This window comes from Marinilabilia rubra (assembly GCF_003121985.1).
Lineage (GTDB): Bacteria > Bacteroidota > Bacteroidia > Bacteroidales > Marinilabiliaceae > Marinilabilia > Marinilabilia rubra.
The window spans coordinates 181,562-199,088 of sequence record NZ_QEWP01000008.1 but is presented as its reverse complement, the minus strand read 5'-3'; the positions used below and the strand labels follow the sequence as shown (position 1 = coordinate 199,088).

Genomic DNA, 17,527 nt, shown 5'->3' with positions numbered 1-17,527 from the left:
TAACTCAAACACGTTAGATGTTTGTTTTGCAGGCAAACCTTGGCTCAAAGTGTTGAATAATGACAGCCTGTGCCCCTTATTCCGGTTAATATAAACGATTTTGTTTTTTGATTCTCTTCTCCTTACTTTTTCCGGCAATCCAGCCTACAAGCATTCCAATAAAAGCCCCGGTCAGCAAAACGCCACCAATCACAACACCTGCCACAACAACAATAGTAATCAGAGCCCCAAGAACACCCACTAAAATGCCCATCAAAACAAAACGCGACAGCCAAAGGCCTTTGGGAAAAACCTGATGGTCTGTCCTTAAATGCCGAACACTTTCTTCCAACTCAACCTGAAACTTTGACATTTCAGGTGCATCATTTTTCATCCACTGCCCTAATTCAAAGCTCATTTCATCCAACGCCTGGAAGTGACTTGCGCAAACTGAGCATTCAGATTTATGGGATTCCAGATGATGCATTAACCTTGGAAAAGCTTCAAGGCTATAAAAACGAATGCTTTCACGCGGAGCACCTTTTAAACGATTACTAAGAATTTCGTACCATTGTTGAATTGTCCTGTAATGGCTCATAGCAGATATCAGATTTTCAAAATAAAAAAGAAAGACAGAACGCGCCTCTTATCAGCGATTCAAATTAAATAAAACAGAGCGAAAAACAAAATCCCCGATGGTATAACCTTTACCACCGGGGATTTGTTGATATTCTGATAAACCATTATACAAAAATCAATAATGGAATAAAGTATTAATAATTACTTATTGTTACGCTCCGGACGAGGTAAAAGTACTTTGCGAGACAACTTAAGTTTTCCTGAACGCTGGTCAACATCGATCAGTTTTACCTCAACTTCTTCTCCTTCTTTCAGCACATCTTCAACTTTCTCAAGTCGACGCCACTCAATTTCTGAGATATGAAGCAAGCCGTCTTTTCCGGGCAGAATCTCAATAAAAGCACCAAAAGGCACAATCGACTTCACTTTTCCGGTATATACTTTCCCTACCTCAGGAACAGCAACAATAGCTTCAATTCGTGAAAGGGCCCTGTCAATATTATCTTTATTGCTGGCAGAGATATCAACAATACCAAAGTTTTCGTCCTCGTCAATAGCAATTGAAGTCTCAGTTTCAGCCTGAATTTCCTGAATGATTTTTCCACCTGGTCCAATTACAGCACCAATCATCTCTTTAGGTATCTTCAAAGTAACGATACGCGGAGCATGAGGTTTGTAATCTTCGCGCGGTTTATCAATGGTTTCGGTAATCTTGTCCAGAATGTGGAAACGTCCTTGTTTGGCTTGCTCAAGTGCTTTCTCAAGTACTTCATAAGAGAGTCCGTCCACCTTAATGTCCATCTGGGTAGCAGTGATTCCATCACGGGTACCGGTCACTTTGAAGTCCATATCTCCAAGGTGGTCTTCATCACCAAGAATATCTGAAAGTACCACATATTTATCACTGTCTTTATCTGTGATCAATCCCATAGCAATACCAGATACAGGTTTTTTAAATTTAATACCTGCATCCATAAGTGCCATTGTTCCTGCACATACAGTTGCCATCGACGAAGAACCGTTGGATTCCAGGATATCAGAAACCACCCTCAAAACATACGGCAGTTCATCTGGAAGCATTCTCTTCAATGCTCTGTGTGCCAGATTTCCGTGACCAATCTCGCGACGACCAACACCTCTGTATGGCTTGGCATCATTGGTAGAGAAAGGAGGGAAATTATAATGTAACAAGAAGCGGTCAACACTTTTCTCCAGTACATTGTCAACAATTTTCTCGTCAAGCTTGGAGCCTAATGTAACGGTGGTCAATGACTGAGTTTCTCCACGTGTAAAAATCGCAGAACCATGAGGACCAGGCAAAGAATCGACTTCACACCAGATAGGACGAATCTCGTCCATGGCGCGGCCATCCAAACGAATGTTTTCATCCAGCATTACGCGACGTACCGCGTCTTTCTCAACATCGTGAAAGTAGCGTTTAATTAGTCCTTCAGGAATTTCGTCTTCTTCAGCATTGTAATTATTCTCAATGAATTCGGTTACAATTTCATCAAAAGCAGCGAAACGCTCTTGTTTGTTTGGATTGGCAGAACGTGCCACTTCCTTAGCTTTTTCAAAGGTGGCGTCCCAAACCTTCTGACGAAGATCCTCATCATTGTTTTCATGTGAGTATTCACGCTTTTCATTAGCGCCTTCTACCATTTGAGCAAGCTCAATCTGAGCATCACATTGAACCTTGATAGCTTCATGGGCAAATTTCATAGCTTCCAGAAGCTCAGCTTCTGAAACCTCATCCATTTCTCCTTCCACCATCATAATGTTTTCTTTGGAAGCAGCAACTATAATCTCCATATCTGCCTCTTTTACTTCTGAGGCAGTAGGATTGATTTTCAGTTCGCCATTAATCCGGCCTACTCTTACTTCTGAAATAGGACCTCCAAAAGGAATATCGGAAACAGCCAATGCAGCAGAAGCAGCCAGTCCGGCTAAAGCATCCGGAGTACTCTCGGCATCACCGGAAATCAAACTCACATTGACAAATGTATCAGCATGATAATCTTCAGGGAAAAGAGGACGTAATGCACGGTCGACCAGTCTGGATACTAAAATCTCATAATCTGAAGGACGCGCTTCCCTCTTTTGAAAACCACCGGGGAAACGACCCGCAGCAGAAAATTTCTCCCTGTAATCAACAGAGAGTGGCATAAAATCGACATCAGGTTTCGCTTCTTTTGCAGAAACCACAGTAGCGAGCAAATACGTATTGCCCATTCTAACAACGACCGATCCGTCGGCCTGCTTGGCCAACTTTCCAGTTTCAATTACGATTGACCTTCCATCTCCAAGGTCAATATTTTTTTCAATCGGCTTAATCATAAATAAATCTCTATTTTTCTTACAATCTCTTAGTCAGCTCCAAATATAGATAATATCTAAATTCTGAGCCTTACATTATTCATTTTTTTTGCATCATTGCTGTCAAATATTCAGAAAAAATGATCAGTCTACAAAAAACAAGAGGCAATTCTCCCGGAGAACTGCCTCTTCAATACTATCCTTCTTGACTTACTTACGGATGTTGAGCTCTTTAATCAAAGCACGATATTTTTCAATATCTTTTGCCTTTAAATAGTCAAGTAAACGACGACGTTTACCCACCATCTTTTTAAGAGCATACTCAGTACTGAAATCTTTCTTATTAGACTTCAGGTGTCCAGTCAAGTGTGCGATACGGTTGGTAAATAATGCTATCTGGCTTTCAGGTGAACCAGTGTCAGAATTCGACTTCCCGTACTTCGCAAAGATCTCTTGTTTTTCTTCTTTTGTCAGATGCATACGACCTTTTTAAATATATGATTTACAAATAGGCCGCAAAGATAGATAATAATTTGGCGCAATGCAAATTGTTTGTATCCGGTTTTTATTAAATGCAATTACTTAGTGTTTGCAAGAAAACGACAATTGCTGCCCCGAAGGGTCGGGGTAAACTCAATGCTTGTCTTCAAAACAGTCATCCCGAAGCATCGGGACTCCTGCTTTTCTGACATCGCAAGCCTTGCACTTGACGCCTTCATGCAGACACAGATGAAAAGCATGAGTTTTCTCGCTGGCACTACTTAGTGTTTGTCTATAAAGTCCAACTTCTGCGTTGTTGCTCAAAATCTAAATCCTCAAATACAATAGTATTCTGCGGTTTAGATTTTTCACACGCCTTGAATTTGAACTTTCTAGTTCAAACACGTGAAAAACGCTTAGTTTATGGACAGAGACTACTTAGTGTCGGTCCATAAAGTACCATTTGCGCCGTCACGCTTGCTTGGGACAACATCAAATTAATAGCCTCTTTCTTCAGCCATCTCCTCCATTTCTTCTTCAAAGATCTCCTGGAATTTCTTTTTATCATAATCCAGTTGAAGTCTGTCATTGTTTGAAATACGATCATCAATGCCCTTTAAAACATCATCCCGATGCACTTCAATAGCAACAAAACCATGGTATTTACCATTGTCCATGACACTGGCCTTTTCACAAATCACTACAATATTATTGATCGTTTCATCAGCCACTTCACGGGTCATGTTCTCAAATTTCTGCTCAAACTCGGAAGCATCACCAATTTCGCGTTCATTGACATAACGATCTGTTACCGATTTGGTATTGGAATTGATCAAAGTCACCAATCGTTGCTTGGCTTGCAACAAAGCTTTTTCTTTAGCAAGGCTCAAATCGGCACTGGTAGACATGGCACTAGCCCGAAAATAGTTTTTGTCCGACTGACCTTTATTTTCACAAGGAAGCTCTTCAATGATATCACCAATTTCACTCTTGGCAGATACTTTCTTTTTTGATTTACAACTGGATAAACCAGCAATCATAAAAAGGGAAAGAGCGACAATTAATAAATAATTTGGTTTCATAACGTTCAAATTTTTGTGTACCAGAAATTAATATTTTTTAACAACAATAGTCATATCAAAAAACGAACCAGAATTTAAATCCGCGTAGTATTTTGTGAAACAACCCTATGTCCGACGCGGCAAGATAAACATTTTCTTTGATCGCAATACATCTTTTTCAAATAAACCAACCCCTGACTTTCGGCTGCCGAAGATATGTCAAGCTCTATTCCCGGTTTTTTCCATCCATTTACAATTTGATTTTTTTCCGCAGGTAATTGATTCAACCAGTCAATGGCTTTGTTTTTAAAATATTCCTGTCCGCGTAATCTCCCATACGAAAAAAACAGAGGAACCACAGTGTTTATGATTATCAAATCAACAGCCTGTTTCCCAAGCTTCTTAGATTTTTCAGGGGCAGAAGCGAAGGGTCGATAGTGGTTGATCCAGTATGGTTGTGGCTCTGAGTAAAAAAGTGAACGAACATCAGACAAATTATTGCACCGCAGTAAATGGTCAAAAAGAAAAGGGCTCCGGGCTATGAGTGCGGCCAACTGAACCAAACGAATTGTTGGAAAATTTCCGGGCCTTAAACGCAAAAACTTCCAGTTATGGGCAGGAATGGGCTCAAGTCCATATTTGTGTTTTATCAGATTGTACTCCCGCTGAAGCAGTGACATATAGCGATCGTCAGTCCGCCCCTGATTCAGGAAACCAGCTTGTCCAAGAAAAAGAGCCTCAAGTTTTTCAGGTGCATCAGAATTCCTTGCCACTATTTTCCATGGAGTTTGACGGGCCAATCTTTCAAAAGGGTCTCCATTTAAACCAAATCCAAAATTTCGGGATAACACAATAAACAGGACTTCCTGCCAGTCATTTTTTGAAGCATGCAGAATGGTTTCAATGCCTTCCACTTTTTTTTCAAGCTTTTCGATAAGCATACGCTCTACCCACCCTGCCAATTCAAACCCCGAAACTCCATCTATCATTCCCTGACAAGGGATCCATCCACGATTTCTAAGCAGATTATCATAATCCTGGTAAGTGCGTTCCGGCACTTCCATTTCCCAGGCCGGTATCCTGCGCCCCTTGCCTGTAAAAACATCCTCATCATCAGAAACCACCACATGCAAAATCACATTATCATAAAGAGAATCTTTATAATGATTGTGCCTGTACCAATCCGATGCCTTGTAATGGATTTCAACATTGCCGGCCCACAGAACGCCATCGAGTTTTATTTTTGCATTGAAAAAATCAGGACCGGAATTGGTGTTAATCAATCCGGGATGAATAACTTCCATTTTTTGTCCGCAAGATGTATAAAACAAGCCCTGCTTGTAAAACTTATGTTGCCACAGAAAGTGAAGGAATTCTTCGTTCATAATAAAGGGGTTTAGTGTAAAGTCAAGCATACTCTGACGGTCCAGGCCTTGCTCTTTCTACCTTGTGCTTCTCAATAAAGACTCACGTAACTACGGCTATGCTTACTTTTTTGTTGTTTTGCACAAGGTAAAGAATAGTGGCGGCTTACCCGACATTCTACACTTGACATTAGTCTGATAAAAAATTCTAGATGGTAATCATTGCTCTTAAACAATAAGAAACAACAACACCATTGCCATCAAAAATGATGCATCCCAGCCCTTTATTCAATGCAAAATACTAAGTTATTTTCAAATCCCCTAATCTCAAATTGGTTATCGGGCATAATTATTATTCAGGAGCTGCTTAAAAAGTCAAAAGAGCAGAATCCCCCCCAACCGAAGTAGTATTGAAATACTTCAAGATTGTGGCGGAGAAGTAGATTTTGTTCTTTTGATTAGCCATTTCCATATAATCACAAGTGCAAAAAAATTCGAGTCTATTGTGAAATGACCTTGCACTTAAGTGTTAGTTAAGATGATTTAAAATTTTAATGGCTAATAAAATATGCGTTTTTCAGCGGGCACTACTTAGCCCTGTCCATAAAGTCGGCAAAGATATTAAGTTTGAACAAGTGTTTGTTTAAAAAATTCCAGTTGCGAGGCTTGCGAGGCAAGAAAATACGGAGTCCCGATCCTTCGGGATGAGTAATTTTCAGGTAAGCGTAACGAAGCAAATGGTAATTTATAGACAAACACTACTTAGAGAAGCATTGACTCCTGTATCGTTTTACAAAAAAATTATGATCTGCTATTGAGAAGACGGAGATTCAGAACCTAAGAGTTGTCAAAACATGCCAGCCCTCCCCCCGGAATCATCATATAGCAAAAAAGGCCTGTTCTCCATCTGAGCAGACCTTTTCTTATTATTTTAAAATCTTCACTTCAATACTTCGTTAAACGCACACAACAAATCTACATTTCTTTGATTACAAGCACATTCCCGGCACACATGACGTGCAGATTTTCAGTATCATGCGAATCATCCTACATCTAAGAATCTCTTAGTACTCACATTTAAAGCAGATTGGCTTCTGAAAGCAGACCAGCCATTTCGGACTGAACTTCCTGAGCTGCTTCCCTTGCTTTTGCAGCAAAATCTTCTCCATTTCCGGCAAAAATAATTCCTCTTGATGAGTTCACCAGCAACCCACACTTACTGTTAAGACCATTGCGGGCAACTTCAGCCAAACTTCCTCCCTGGGCTCCCACTCCTGGCACCAATAGAAAATGTTTAGGTGCAATTTTTCGAATATCTTTAAGCATTTCAGCTTTTGTTGCACCAACAACATACATCATGTTTTCTGAATCCCCCCACTCTTGAGAGTTTTTTATCACCTTTTCAAATAACCGTTCTCCGTCTTCTGCCATATATTGAAAATCGGAAGCCCCCTTATTGGAGGTTAATGCAAGTAAAATAACATATTTTCCTACATAGGTAAGAAATGGTTTTACAGAATCCTCTCCCATATAAGGAGCCACGGTAACGGCATCAAAGTCCATTGCATCGAAAAATGCCCTGGCATAAAGATTTGAAGTATTTCCTATGTCCCCTCTTTTGGCATCCGCAATGATGAAAATATCAGGATAATTGTAACGTATATAATTCACAGTTTTCTCCAAGGTATTCCAACCGCTTACCCCCATGCTTTCATAAAATGCCAGATTGGGCTTATAGGCCACAGCAAGGTCGTGTGTTGCATCAATTATTTCTTTGTTAAAAGCAAACACGGGATCGCTTGTATCATAAAGGAAATGAGGAATTTTATTGACATCACTATCTAATCCAACACACAAAAAACTTTTCTTCTTTTTTACTTGTTCAAAAATTTCCTGACTTGTCATGGCAAAGATATTTTGGGAGTTCTTGTTTTAATTTTAATTGATGTATTTTCTATTTACCAGTTTTACATCTCACTGGCTTTAAGGCGCTCGGCATTTTCCTCAATCTGGAGTTTATCAATAATGCCTCCGATATCACCATCCATTACAGCCGGAAGGTTGTACATAGTATAGTTGATTCGGTGATCGGTAACCCTGCCCTGAGGATAGTTGTACGTTCGGATTTTTGCTGAACGGTCGCCTGTTGAAACCATCGTTTTTCTTTTAGATGAAATTTCATCGAGGTACTTTTGATATTCAAGATTATAGATCCTTGTTCTCAACTCGGTCATCGCTTTATCCAGATTCTTCAGCTGCGACTTCTGATCCTGACAGGTAACTACAATTCCGGTTGGAATGTGCGTAAGACGGATGGCAGAATAGGTGGTATTCACGGACTGCCCCCCAGGTCCGGAAGAACAATAAGTATCTTTACGAATATCTTCCTGCTTCAGTTCAATATCAAACTCTTCAGCTTCAGGCAAAACAGCCACGGAGGCTGCAGATGTATGTACCCTTCCCTGAGTTTCAGTCTGAGGAACCCGCTGCACACGGTGAACACCTGATTCGTATTTCAAAATACCATAAACTCCGTTTCCGGAAACTTTCATCACCACCTCTTTATAGCCTCCAGAGGTGCCTTCAGAGACGTGAGTAACTTCCGTTTTCCAGCCCTTCCCTTCGCAATACTTGGTATACATACGAAACAGATCACCTGCAAAAATACTGGCTTCATCACCACCGGTTCCTGCTCTGATTTCCATTACAGCGTTTTTGGAATCCTCCGGATCACCGGGTAACAGTAGCATTTTAATTTCCTCTTCCATTCCCGGACGCTCAGCTTCCAATGAATCCAGCTCATCCCGGGCCATTGCACGCATCTCTTCGTCATCCTCTTCCTTCAACATTGCGCGTGACGATTCAATATTATCCAGAAGGTTTTTATACTTTTTACCAACCTCAACAATATCCTCAAGCTCCCGGTATTCTTTATTCAGTTTAACATACCTTTTCTGGTCTGCAATAACTTCCGGATCGGTAATCATCTGCCCCACTTCTTCGAATCTCAAACGCAGAGCCTCCATCTTCTCAAGCAATGAATTATCTTGTGCCATATGATTTTTATTTTTTTACAACTCCTTTTAAAGACTAAACTGTGCACCAGTCTACTCTTTTTGAATTCGGCTATTAATCTCCTATATAATCCAACCTGAACTCAGAATTCTGAACTCACAACCGTCCCCTCCAAACACAAAAAAACCTGACTACAGATAGCGGCCCGCAAACGCGTTCCGATGCCTCTGCAACAGGTTGAAAATTGAATACACTTAATAGTGAAAAGTTCCCTTTTCGCTTTTAATTGTCAACTTGTTCCCATTGGGGGATGCCTCACAGTATCCTACGACTTTTGCATCGATACCAAATGATTGTGAAATATCTATTATCTCCTGAGCTGAGTCAGGTCTCACATAAAACTCAAACCTATGTCCCATGTTAAAAACTTTGTACATCTCCTGCCATGGCGTTTCAGAAGTTTCCTGTATAATGCGGAACAATTCTGGCACCTCAAACAAGTTGTCTTTAAATACATGCATATTTTCCACAAAGTTCATCACTTTGGTTTGAGCTCCACCGGAACAATGAACCATACCATGAATATGAGGACGCAAAGACTCAAGAACTCTCTTGACCACAGGGGCATACGAGCGGGTAGGAGATAAAACCATCTTTCCTGCATCAATGCCCAGCGCCTCGATGGCATCGGTCAGCTTATATTTCCCCTGATAAACCAATTCATCGGCCACTTCAGGATCAAAACTTTCCGGATATTTTTCTGCCAGATAATGTGCAAAAACATCGTGACGTGCAGAAGTAAGGCCATTACTCCCCATCCCGGCATTGAAAAAATCTTCGTAATTGGCCTGTCCGGTAGAGGAAAGCCCCACAATTACATCACCAGGCTGGATAAGATGATTGGAGATCACATCGCTTCTCTTCATCCGGGCAGTAACGGTAGAATCAACAATAATGGTACGAACCAGGTCTCCAACATCAGCGGTTTCACCACCTGTGCTGTAAACAGAAATTCCATGCTCCCGAAGGCCGGCAAGTAACTCCTCAGTTCCATTGATAATGGCTGAAATAACTTCACCCGGAATACGATTTTTATTCCTTCCTATAGTGGATGACAACAGGATATTGTCTGTTACCCCCACACACAACAAGTCATCCAGATTCATCACCAACGCATCCTGTGCAATACCCTTCCAAACGGACAGATCACCGGTTTCTTTCCAGTACAGATATGCAAGAGAAGATTTTGTTCCGGCCCCATCAGCATGCATGATATTGCACCACTCTTCATCACCACTGAGGAAGTCGGGAATAATCTTACAAAATGCTTTCGGAAAAATTCCTTTGTCCACATTCTCTATGGCCTTATGAACATCTTCTTTGGATGCAGAAACACCACGTTGATTATATCTCATATCTGTTTGCACGGAATCTGTTTTTTGGATAACTGTAAATTTTCTGCAAAAATACACAAAGTTTTTGGGGTTAAAAAACCTGGAAGATCATATGGAAGATCTGAATATCCTAATTCTCCACAGATTGAAGAACAATTGAGGTTTCAACATCATCGCTTTCCTCCATACCCCGGGTAGACAGATCAGCTTTCCCGTTATAGAAACCTTCTGCAGAAACCATAATAATATAATTGGCTTCAGGCTGAAGCACAAAATTGAATCTTCCCCTTGATGAAGTTTTTGTGGTAAAATTAGTTCCGTTATTCCCTACCACTCTCACCATTGCCTCTTCAACAGGATCACCCTCTTCATCAAGCACTTCCCCCTCAATCATGGCTTCGATAAGTGGCAAATGGAAATCAAACATCTGATCAACACCACGGTAACTTCCTCTTGAAGATGAAAGGAACCCCATATTACGTTCTCCCCTAAAAACAATTCCAAAATCATGTCCGGGCGAATTTAAAGGAAGCCCAAGGTTTTCAACCGCCCACCCGACTGTATCGCTTACAAAGACAGCTTCAAAAATATCCAGCCCGCCATACCCTACAAGACCATCAGAAGAGAAATACAACCGCCCGTCACTTCGCACAGTTGGAAACATTTCATCGGCAGGCGTATTTATTTCAATCCCAAGATTCTCAGGAATTCCCCAATCGCTGCCTGATGAACGGGTTACTTTCCAAAGATCTTTACCACCAAATCCGCCTGGCATATCTGAAACAAAATAAAGGGTATTACCATCGGGTGATATGGCCGGATGAGCAAATACAAGACTATCAGAACCAAGAACCAATTTTTCAGGCTCCCCCCACCTTCCACCTGATCGCTTCCGCACCATAATCGATGCTCCCTGCGGTCCTTCTTCAGAGAATGTGCACCGCGTGAAAAACATTTCTTTCCCGTCAAAAGAAAAAGCAGGGGTTCCGTCATCAAACACAGGATCTTCCCCACCCACAAAAAGCACAGGATCTTCCCAGCCTCCTTCTCCATCCTGAATGGCACTAAATATGCGGGAACTCCCCTGTCCGGTAATCGGATTTGTAATCTTCTTTTTATCTCCGCCACGCATTGATGAAAAATAAACCGTAGAGTAATCGTCTCCGGCAAAAGCAGAAGAGTAGTCGCTCTCCCTGGAGCGTAAATCACGGTTCACCTCCAATTCGTAACGTGTTTCTTTGGGATTTTTCAGAGCCATACGACAAGACCGAATGCCATTAAGAGCAGCACTATTCCCTACATCATGCTCAAGAAATTTTTCGTAGGCTGTTACGGCCTCCTCATATTCCTCACGCATCCGTAGCGACTGACCTAAATAAAAATACGCAACAGGATCGGAAAACCCATAACGAATGGCCCGTTCAAAATAAGCTGAGGCCCGGGGTCCCTGACCAATCTGATAGTAAGACATGGCCAGATAGAAAGCAGCTTGCCCCCGGTAATATCGGTTTTCAAAGTCCATTTTCCGAAACTTTTCTACCGCGCTATTGTATTCGCCGATATCATAGAGCTTGACACCCGATGCCAGTTTCGTCTCAGCACTACAGCCTATAAACAAAACGACCAAAAGGCCCGAAAAAAATATATTCTTAAAAATCCGAAAAAATATGAGGGGCATTAGACTGATCACATTATTACAGTTTACACAGTTCTCAAAGTTACTATTAACCTCAACAGTAACGAAAAAATGAGAAAATTATTTTTTTATTGATCAGTTATAAAAAAAGAATGCCTGCTGAAAACAACAGGCATTCCGGAGTCAAAACCTCTCCCGCAATATTAACGGGCAAACAAAAGTTCTCTGTATTTAGGCAATGGCCACATTGCGTTATCAACAGTCAATTCAAGCTTATCAATGTGATATCTGATATCATCAAGGTAAGGACGAACATTCTGATCGTATTGCTCAGCCAGCTTGGTCATATCGTCCTCCTTGTTGGCAACTTTACGAGCTTCAACCATTTCGTGAGTCTTATTCTTGATGCTCTTGATATGGTTCGAAATCTTCTTGATCAAATCAAGACGATCAGAAGCCAGATCCTGGAAGTCTTCGGTATCGCCAAATACATCTTTCAGTCCCTGTACATTTTCAATCAATGTATTCATGTACTGAACGGCAGTTGGCACTATGTGATTAAGAGCAAGATCTCCCAAAACACGAGCTTCAATCTGGATTTTCTTAGCAAATTTCTCCATTTCAACTTCGCAGCGGGCTTCCAGCTCAACTTCTGTGAATACGTTATTTTCCGTAAACAGCTTCTTAGACTTATCCATCAGGAATGACTGAATAGCCTCAGGAACATTGGAGATGTTAGCCAAACCGCGACGGGCAGCTTCATCAACCCACTCCTGACTGTAACCATCACCATCAAAACGAATATTTTTAGAAGCAGTAATATATTCTTTAATTACCTGGAAGATAGCTTCATCTTTCTTAACACCTTTCTCAATCAAGGCATCTACCTCGGTCTTAAATTCCTTCAACTGATTAGCAACCGCTGTATTCAGAACGATCAAAGCAGAAGCACAGTTAGCAGAAGAACCAACGGCACGGAACTCGAAACGGTTTCCGGTAAAGGCGAAAGGAGAAGTACGGTTACGATCGGTATTATCCAGAAGAATTTCAGGAATTTTACCAATATCCAGTTTAAGAGCAGTCTTCTCATCCGGAGTCATCTTTTTATCAGATACCCTGGTTTCAAGCTCGTCGAGCATAGCTGAAATCTGAGTTCCAAGGAAAGCAGAGATAATTGACGGAGGAGCCTCGTTAGCACCCAGACGGTGAGAGTTACTGGCAGTAAGAATACTTCCAAGCAGAATCTCCTGGTTATCATGAACAGCTTTCAGTACGTTCACAAGGAAAGTAAGGAACTGCATGTTGCTCTTTGGATTTTTCCCGGGTGAAAGCAAGTTTACTCCGGTATTGGTACTCAATGACCAGTTATTGTGCTTACCTGAACCATTGATACCTGCAAATGGCTTCTCATGGAAGAGTACTCTGAATTTATGCTTGCGAGCCACACGCTTCATCACGTCCATCACCATCTGGTTATGATCGTTGGCAAGGTTGGCTTCTTCAAAAATTGGAGCTACCTCAAACTGGTTAGGAGCTACCTCATTGTGACGAGTCTTAACAGGAATACCCAGGCGGTATGCTTCAATTTCGAATTCTTCCATAAAAGCAATTACGCGGGTAGGAATAGAACCGAAATAGTGGTCATCTAACTGCTGATCTTTAGCAGAAGAGTGCCCCATCAAAGTACGACCAGTCAGGTGAAGGTCGGGACGGGCATTGTAAAGAGCTTCATCAATAAGGAAATACTCCTGCTCCCATCCAAGGTTACTGATAACCTTTGAAACATTTTTATCAAAAAACTGACAAACATCTACAGCTGCTTTATCAACAGCATGCACTGCTTTCAGCAATGGTGTTTTATAGTCAAGAGCGTGTCCTGTATAGGAAACAAAAATAGTTGGGATACATAAAGTTGTACCAACAATGAAGGCAGAAGATGAAACGTCCCAGGCAGTGTAACCACGAGCTTCGAAAGTATTACGAATACCTCCTGATGGGAAGCTTGAAGCATCAGGCTCCTGCTGAACCAGCAATGATCCTGAAAAACTTTCAACCATGCTACCGAACTCACCAAAAGTAAGGAATGCATCATGCTTCTCTGCAGTTCCGTCAGTTAACGGGTGAAACCAGTGAGTGTAATGAGTTGCCCCATTTTCCATGGCCCAGGCTTTCATCCCCAAAGCAATCTGATCAGCCATTTTGCGATCAATGCGGGTCCCTTTTTCCATGGTTTCAATAACATGCTGAAACGCCTCTTTAGAAAGGTATTTCTTCATTTTAGAACGGTCAAAAACCAGTTCTCCATAGTAGTCTGATGTGGGAATCCTTGTTCCCTCTACTTTTTTTGGCTCCCTTTCAAGGAGCTCCTCCAGTGCGGAAAATCTCAACTTTGGCATAACAATTATTTTTCGAGTTAGCTGTGGCAAATATACAAACTTTATTACAAACCAGTAATTATTTGGGGTGTTTTTTGAAAATTTATTGTTTTTTCAATCCAAAACCCTTCATTTTTTCACCCAAATCAAAAATAAACAACACAAAAAGCCATAAAAACCCTCTTTTTAAACAATCACTCATTACAAATCATAATAGATTGTTTTTTTGAGCATATCCAAAAAAAAAGAGGGTCATTGGAAAAATGACCCTCAAATATATCAACACACTACTCTATTGTCAAGGATTGATTTTTGTCACTTTTTCATTTCGGAGTAATGTTTGTAAAAATAAGGAATGGTTTCAATTCCTTTAAAAAACTGGTCCAACGGAAAATTTTCATTAGGACTGTGTATGGCATCACTCTCGAGGCCAAACCCCATAAGTACAGATTTTATACCCAGGATTTGTTCGAATGTTGAAATAATCGGAATTGATCCACCGCTGCGAACAGGAACCGGGCGCTTTTTAAAAGTTTGCTGATAGGCCATTTCAGCTGCCTGATAAGCTGGCATATCAATAGGGCAAACATATGCCTGACCTCCGTGAAGTACGGAGACTTCAACCTTAACAGAGTCCGGAGCAACAGATTCAAAGTACTCTTTAAACTGTTGCGCAATTTTCTCATGATTTTGATTAGGAACCAATCTGGAGGACAACTTAGCATGAGCCTTGGAAGGCAAAACAGTTTTAGCTCCCTCTCCGGTAAATCCACCCCATATTCCGCAGGCATCAAACGAAGGCCTTATTCCTGTGCGCTCGGGAGTGGCATATCCTTTCTCTCCATGAAGTTCTTTTACATCGATGGATTTCTTATATGCATCCTCATCAAAGGGGGCCTTGGCCATTAAAGTGCGCTCCTGCTCACTCACCTCCATTACATCATCATAAAAACCGGGTATGGTAATGTGTCCGTTTTCATCAATCAAATCACCAATCATCTTTGACAGCACATTAATAGGATTAGCCACAGCTCCACCATAAATTCCCGAATGCAAATCTCTGTTTGGTCCGGTTACATCCACCTGCCAATATGCCAACCCTCTAAGCCCTGTTGTAATAGAGGGTGTTCCGGCCCCCAACATGGAAGTATCGGAAACCAGTATTACATCTGCTTTAAGTAAATCCTTATTATTCTCACAAAACTCAGGTAAATTCGCTGATCCGATCTCTTCCTCACCTTCGATCAAAAATTTGACATTACATTTCAACTGATTGGTTTTTACCAAATACTCAAATGCCTTAGCATGCATAAAAGCCTGTCCCTTATCATCATCAGCGCCACGGGCCCAAATCTTACCATCTTTAATAACCGGCTCAAAAGGATCTGTATCCCACAGATCCACCGGATCCACCGGCATTACATCAGTATGACCGTAAACCAAAACTGTCGGTGCATTTTCATCTACCTTTTTCTCTCCGAAAACAACCGGATGTCCTTTGGTCTCCATCACCCGGGCGTTGTCGGCTCCCGCTTCCAAAAGAATCCTCGCCCATTGTTCGGAGGCTTTGCGCATATCTTCCTTTCGGGATGAATCACTGCTGATGGATGGAATCCTGATTAACTCGAACAATTCCTCTAAAAAACGATCCTTGTTCTCTTCAATGTATTGTTTAATGTCTTGCATAAATCTTTTATTGATCCTTCAATTTTTCTAAAGAAGGTGGTGACACATATATTATACCTTATAAAATAACAAATGGGCTGTTTTGTTTTCAATTCAACCCAACCCTGACCGAAATTACGGCAATTTACCCGAAAAATGGAATGAGCAATGTCAAGGTTATTAAAGAACGCTGAACATTTCGATACATCTAAATGTTTCTATGCAAAAAACTAAAAGCCATGAAACAATTCAGAGTTTTAGCAACATTATTATTCATTGGAATCGCAATGGTGGCCAATGCACAAAAGTCCCCGTCCATCACCATTGAAAAACAGAGTAAATTTCAGCTTGACAAGACAGTTGAAACGATCCGAAAATCTGCAAAGGATGCCGGCTGGTCCATTCCCACCGAGCACGACATGCAGGCTAGCATGAAAAAGGCCGGCAAAGATGTAAAGCCAACCAAAATAATTGTGCTATGTAATGCGGAGCATGCTTTCAAGGTATTGGACAACGACCAAATGAAGCACTTCCTGGCATTGATGCCCTGCCGTGTATCTGTTTATGAAAAAGCTGATGGCAATACATATTTATCTATGATGAACCTCAAGGCTCTCTCTGAAAACACTGATCAGGAAACAAAAGCATTAATGGCAAATGTTCAAAATGATATAAATGATATAATTAAAGGGGTTATTGAAGATTAAAGCAACTTAAAAACCCGGAACAGATTAGGTTCTGCCCCGGGTTTTTTTATTTGTAAAAAACTTCAACCCATTCTCTTATTAAATGGTGATTAGCCCATATTGTGAAAGACGTTTGTCACATCCTCATCTTCCTCAAATTTTGCCAACAGTTTCTCAATATCTGCACTCTGCTCCTCGTTAAGCTCTCGTGTATCCTGAGGAATGCGCTCAAATTCAGCATTTTCTATCTCGAAATCATTTTCTTCGAGGTGCTTTTGTATAGGCCCGAATGCTTCAAAGTCTCCATAAATCATAATAAATCCTTCATCCGCAAAAACTTCCTGCACCCCTGAATCAATCAATTCCAGCTCCAATTCTTCAAGATCAATGCCTTCTTTCATTTTCGCTTTGAAGCTGCATTTGTGCTCAAACATATAATCTACACTTCCGGATGTTCCCAATGATCCTCCTGCTTTATTGAAGTAACTTCTGACATTGGCAACGGTCCGAGTGGGATTATCTGTGGCGGTTTCAACCAAAACAGCAATACCATGTGGAGCATATCCTTCGTAAACGACCTCTTTATAATCGGCCTGATCTTTTCCCGAAGCCTTTTTTATTGCCCGCTCAACATTGTCTTTGGGCATATTAGCGGTTTTGGCATTCTGAATCAACACACGGAGACGCGGGTTTGCCGCAGGATCGGGACCTCCATCTTTAACTGCAATGGCAATTTCACGACCAATTTTAGTAAACGTTTTAGCCATATTACCCCATCTCTTAAGTTTTCTGGCTTTTCTGTATTCAAATGCGCGTCCCATTTTAATTCTGATTTTAGATGAAAAATTTTTGCGTCGCAAATTTAAACCCGTTTTTTAAAATTCCTTCTTTCAGCAACTATTATTTTCAGGAAAAAAACTTTGCCTCCTATCTCATTTTAAGAGCCCTAAACAAATATATAATCCGGAGTGTTTTAT

The 17,527-nt window shown here is 41.1% G+C and carries 13 protein-coding genes; 1 reads left to right on the top strand and 12 read right to left on the bottom strand.

Annotation, left to right across the window (positions count from 1 at the left end; translation table 11 throughout):
* Positions 1–85: 85 nt before the first annotated feature.
* The 11 genes from DDZ16_RS11770 to DDZ16_RS11720 all read right to left on the bottom strand — a co-directional run bounded on the left by DDZ16_RS11770 (position 86) and on the right by DDZ16_RS11720 (position 15,885).
* Entirely contained in the window at positions 86–577 is a 492-nt protein-coding gene (locus DDZ16_RS11770) for a hypothetical protein (RefSeq protein ID WP_109264669.1), read from the bottom strand.
* Positions 578–759: 182 nt separating this feature from the next.
* Positions 760–2,895, bottom strand: a complete 2,136-nt coding sequence (locus DDZ16_RS11765; protein WP_109264668.1) for a polyribonucleotide nucleotidyltransferase — start codon at positions 2,893–2,895, stop codon at positions 760–762.
* Between the two features lie 189 nt (positions 2,896–3,084).
* Positions 3,085–3,354 (bottom strand): 30S ribosomal protein S15, encoded by a 270-nt coding sequence (rpsO, locus tag DDZ16_RS11760; RefSeq protein WP_109264667.1) that lies wholly within the window; start codon positions 3,352–3,354, stop codon positions 3,085–3,087.
* 497 nt (positions 3,355–3,851) lie between these two features.
* Complete coding sequence (locus DDZ16_RS11755) at positions 3,852–4,436, bottom strand: hypothetical protein (RefSeq protein WP_109264666.1); 585 nt, start codon at positions 4,434–4,436, stop codon at positions 3,852–3,854.
* A gap of 74 nt (positions 4,437–4,510) precedes the next feature.
* Complete coding sequence (locus DDZ16_RS11750; protein WP_109264665.1) at positions 4,511–5,800, bottom strand: DUF2851 family protein; 1,290 nt, start codon at positions 5,798–5,800, stop codon at positions 4,511–4,513.
* Between the two features lie 1,056 nt (positions 5,801–6,856).
* A complete protein-coding gene (pyrF, locus tag DDZ16_RS11745) occupies positions 6,857–7,684 on the bottom strand; it encodes an orotidine-5'-phosphate decarboxylase (RefSeq protein WP_109264664.1) in 828 nt (275 codons plus the stop codon).
* A 62-nt stretch (positions 7,685–7,746) separates the two neighbouring features.
* Positions 7,747–8,835 (bottom strand): peptide chain release factor 1, encoded by a 1,089-nt coding sequence (gene prfA / locus DDZ16_RS11740; protein ID WP_109264663.1) that lies wholly within the window; start codon positions 8,833–8,835, stop codon positions 7,747–7,749.
* A gap of 213 nt (positions 8,836–9,048) precedes the next feature.
* The gene (locus tag DDZ16_RS11735) at positions 9,049–10,209 is read right to left on the bottom strand and encodes an AIR synthase related protein (protein ID WP_198416705.1); all 1,161 of its coding nucleotides are present in this window, start codon (positions 10,207–10,209) and stop codon (positions 9,049–9,051) included.
* A 109-nt stretch (positions 10,210–10,318) separates the two neighbouring features.
* Entirely contained in the window at positions 10,319–11,710 is a 1,392-nt protein-coding gene (locus DDZ16_RS11730) for a carboxypeptidase regulatory-like domain-containing protein (protein WP_232526627.1), read from the bottom strand.
* A gap of 317 nt (positions 11,711–12,027) precedes the next feature.
* Positions 12,028–14,220 (bottom strand): glutamine synthetase III family protein, encoded by a 2,193-nt coding sequence (locus DDZ16_RS11725; protein WP_109264660.1) that lies wholly within the window; start codon positions 14,218–14,220, stop codon positions 12,028–12,030.
* A 294-nt stretch (positions 14,221–14,514) separates the two neighbouring features.
* Positions 14,515–15,885: a dipeptidase gene (locus DDZ16_RS11720; protein ID WP_109264659.1), complete on the bottom strand. Its 1,371-nt coding sequence runs from the start codon at positions 15,883–15,885 to the stop codon at positions 14,515–14,517.
* A 218-nt stretch (positions 15,886–16,103) separates the two neighbouring features.
* Between DDZ16_RS11720 and DDZ16_RS11715 the strand changes: the two genes are divergently transcribed.
* Positions 16,104–16,571 (top strand): DUF302 domain-containing protein, encoded by a 468-nt coding sequence (locus DDZ16_RS11715; protein WP_158275657.1) that lies wholly within the window; start codon positions 16,104–16,106, stop codon positions 16,569–16,571.
* Between the two features lie 89 nt (positions 16,572–16,660).
* Here DDZ16_RS11715 and DDZ16_RS11710 read toward each other — a convergent pair whose 3' ends face one another.
* Positions 16,661–17,371, bottom strand: coding sequence for a YebC/PmpR family DNA-binding transcriptional regulator (locus tag DDZ16_RS11710; RefSeq protein WP_109264657.1), 711 nt, complete (start codon positions 17,369–17,371; stop codon positions 16,661–16,663).
* Positions 17,372–17,527 lie beyond the last annotated feature (156 nt).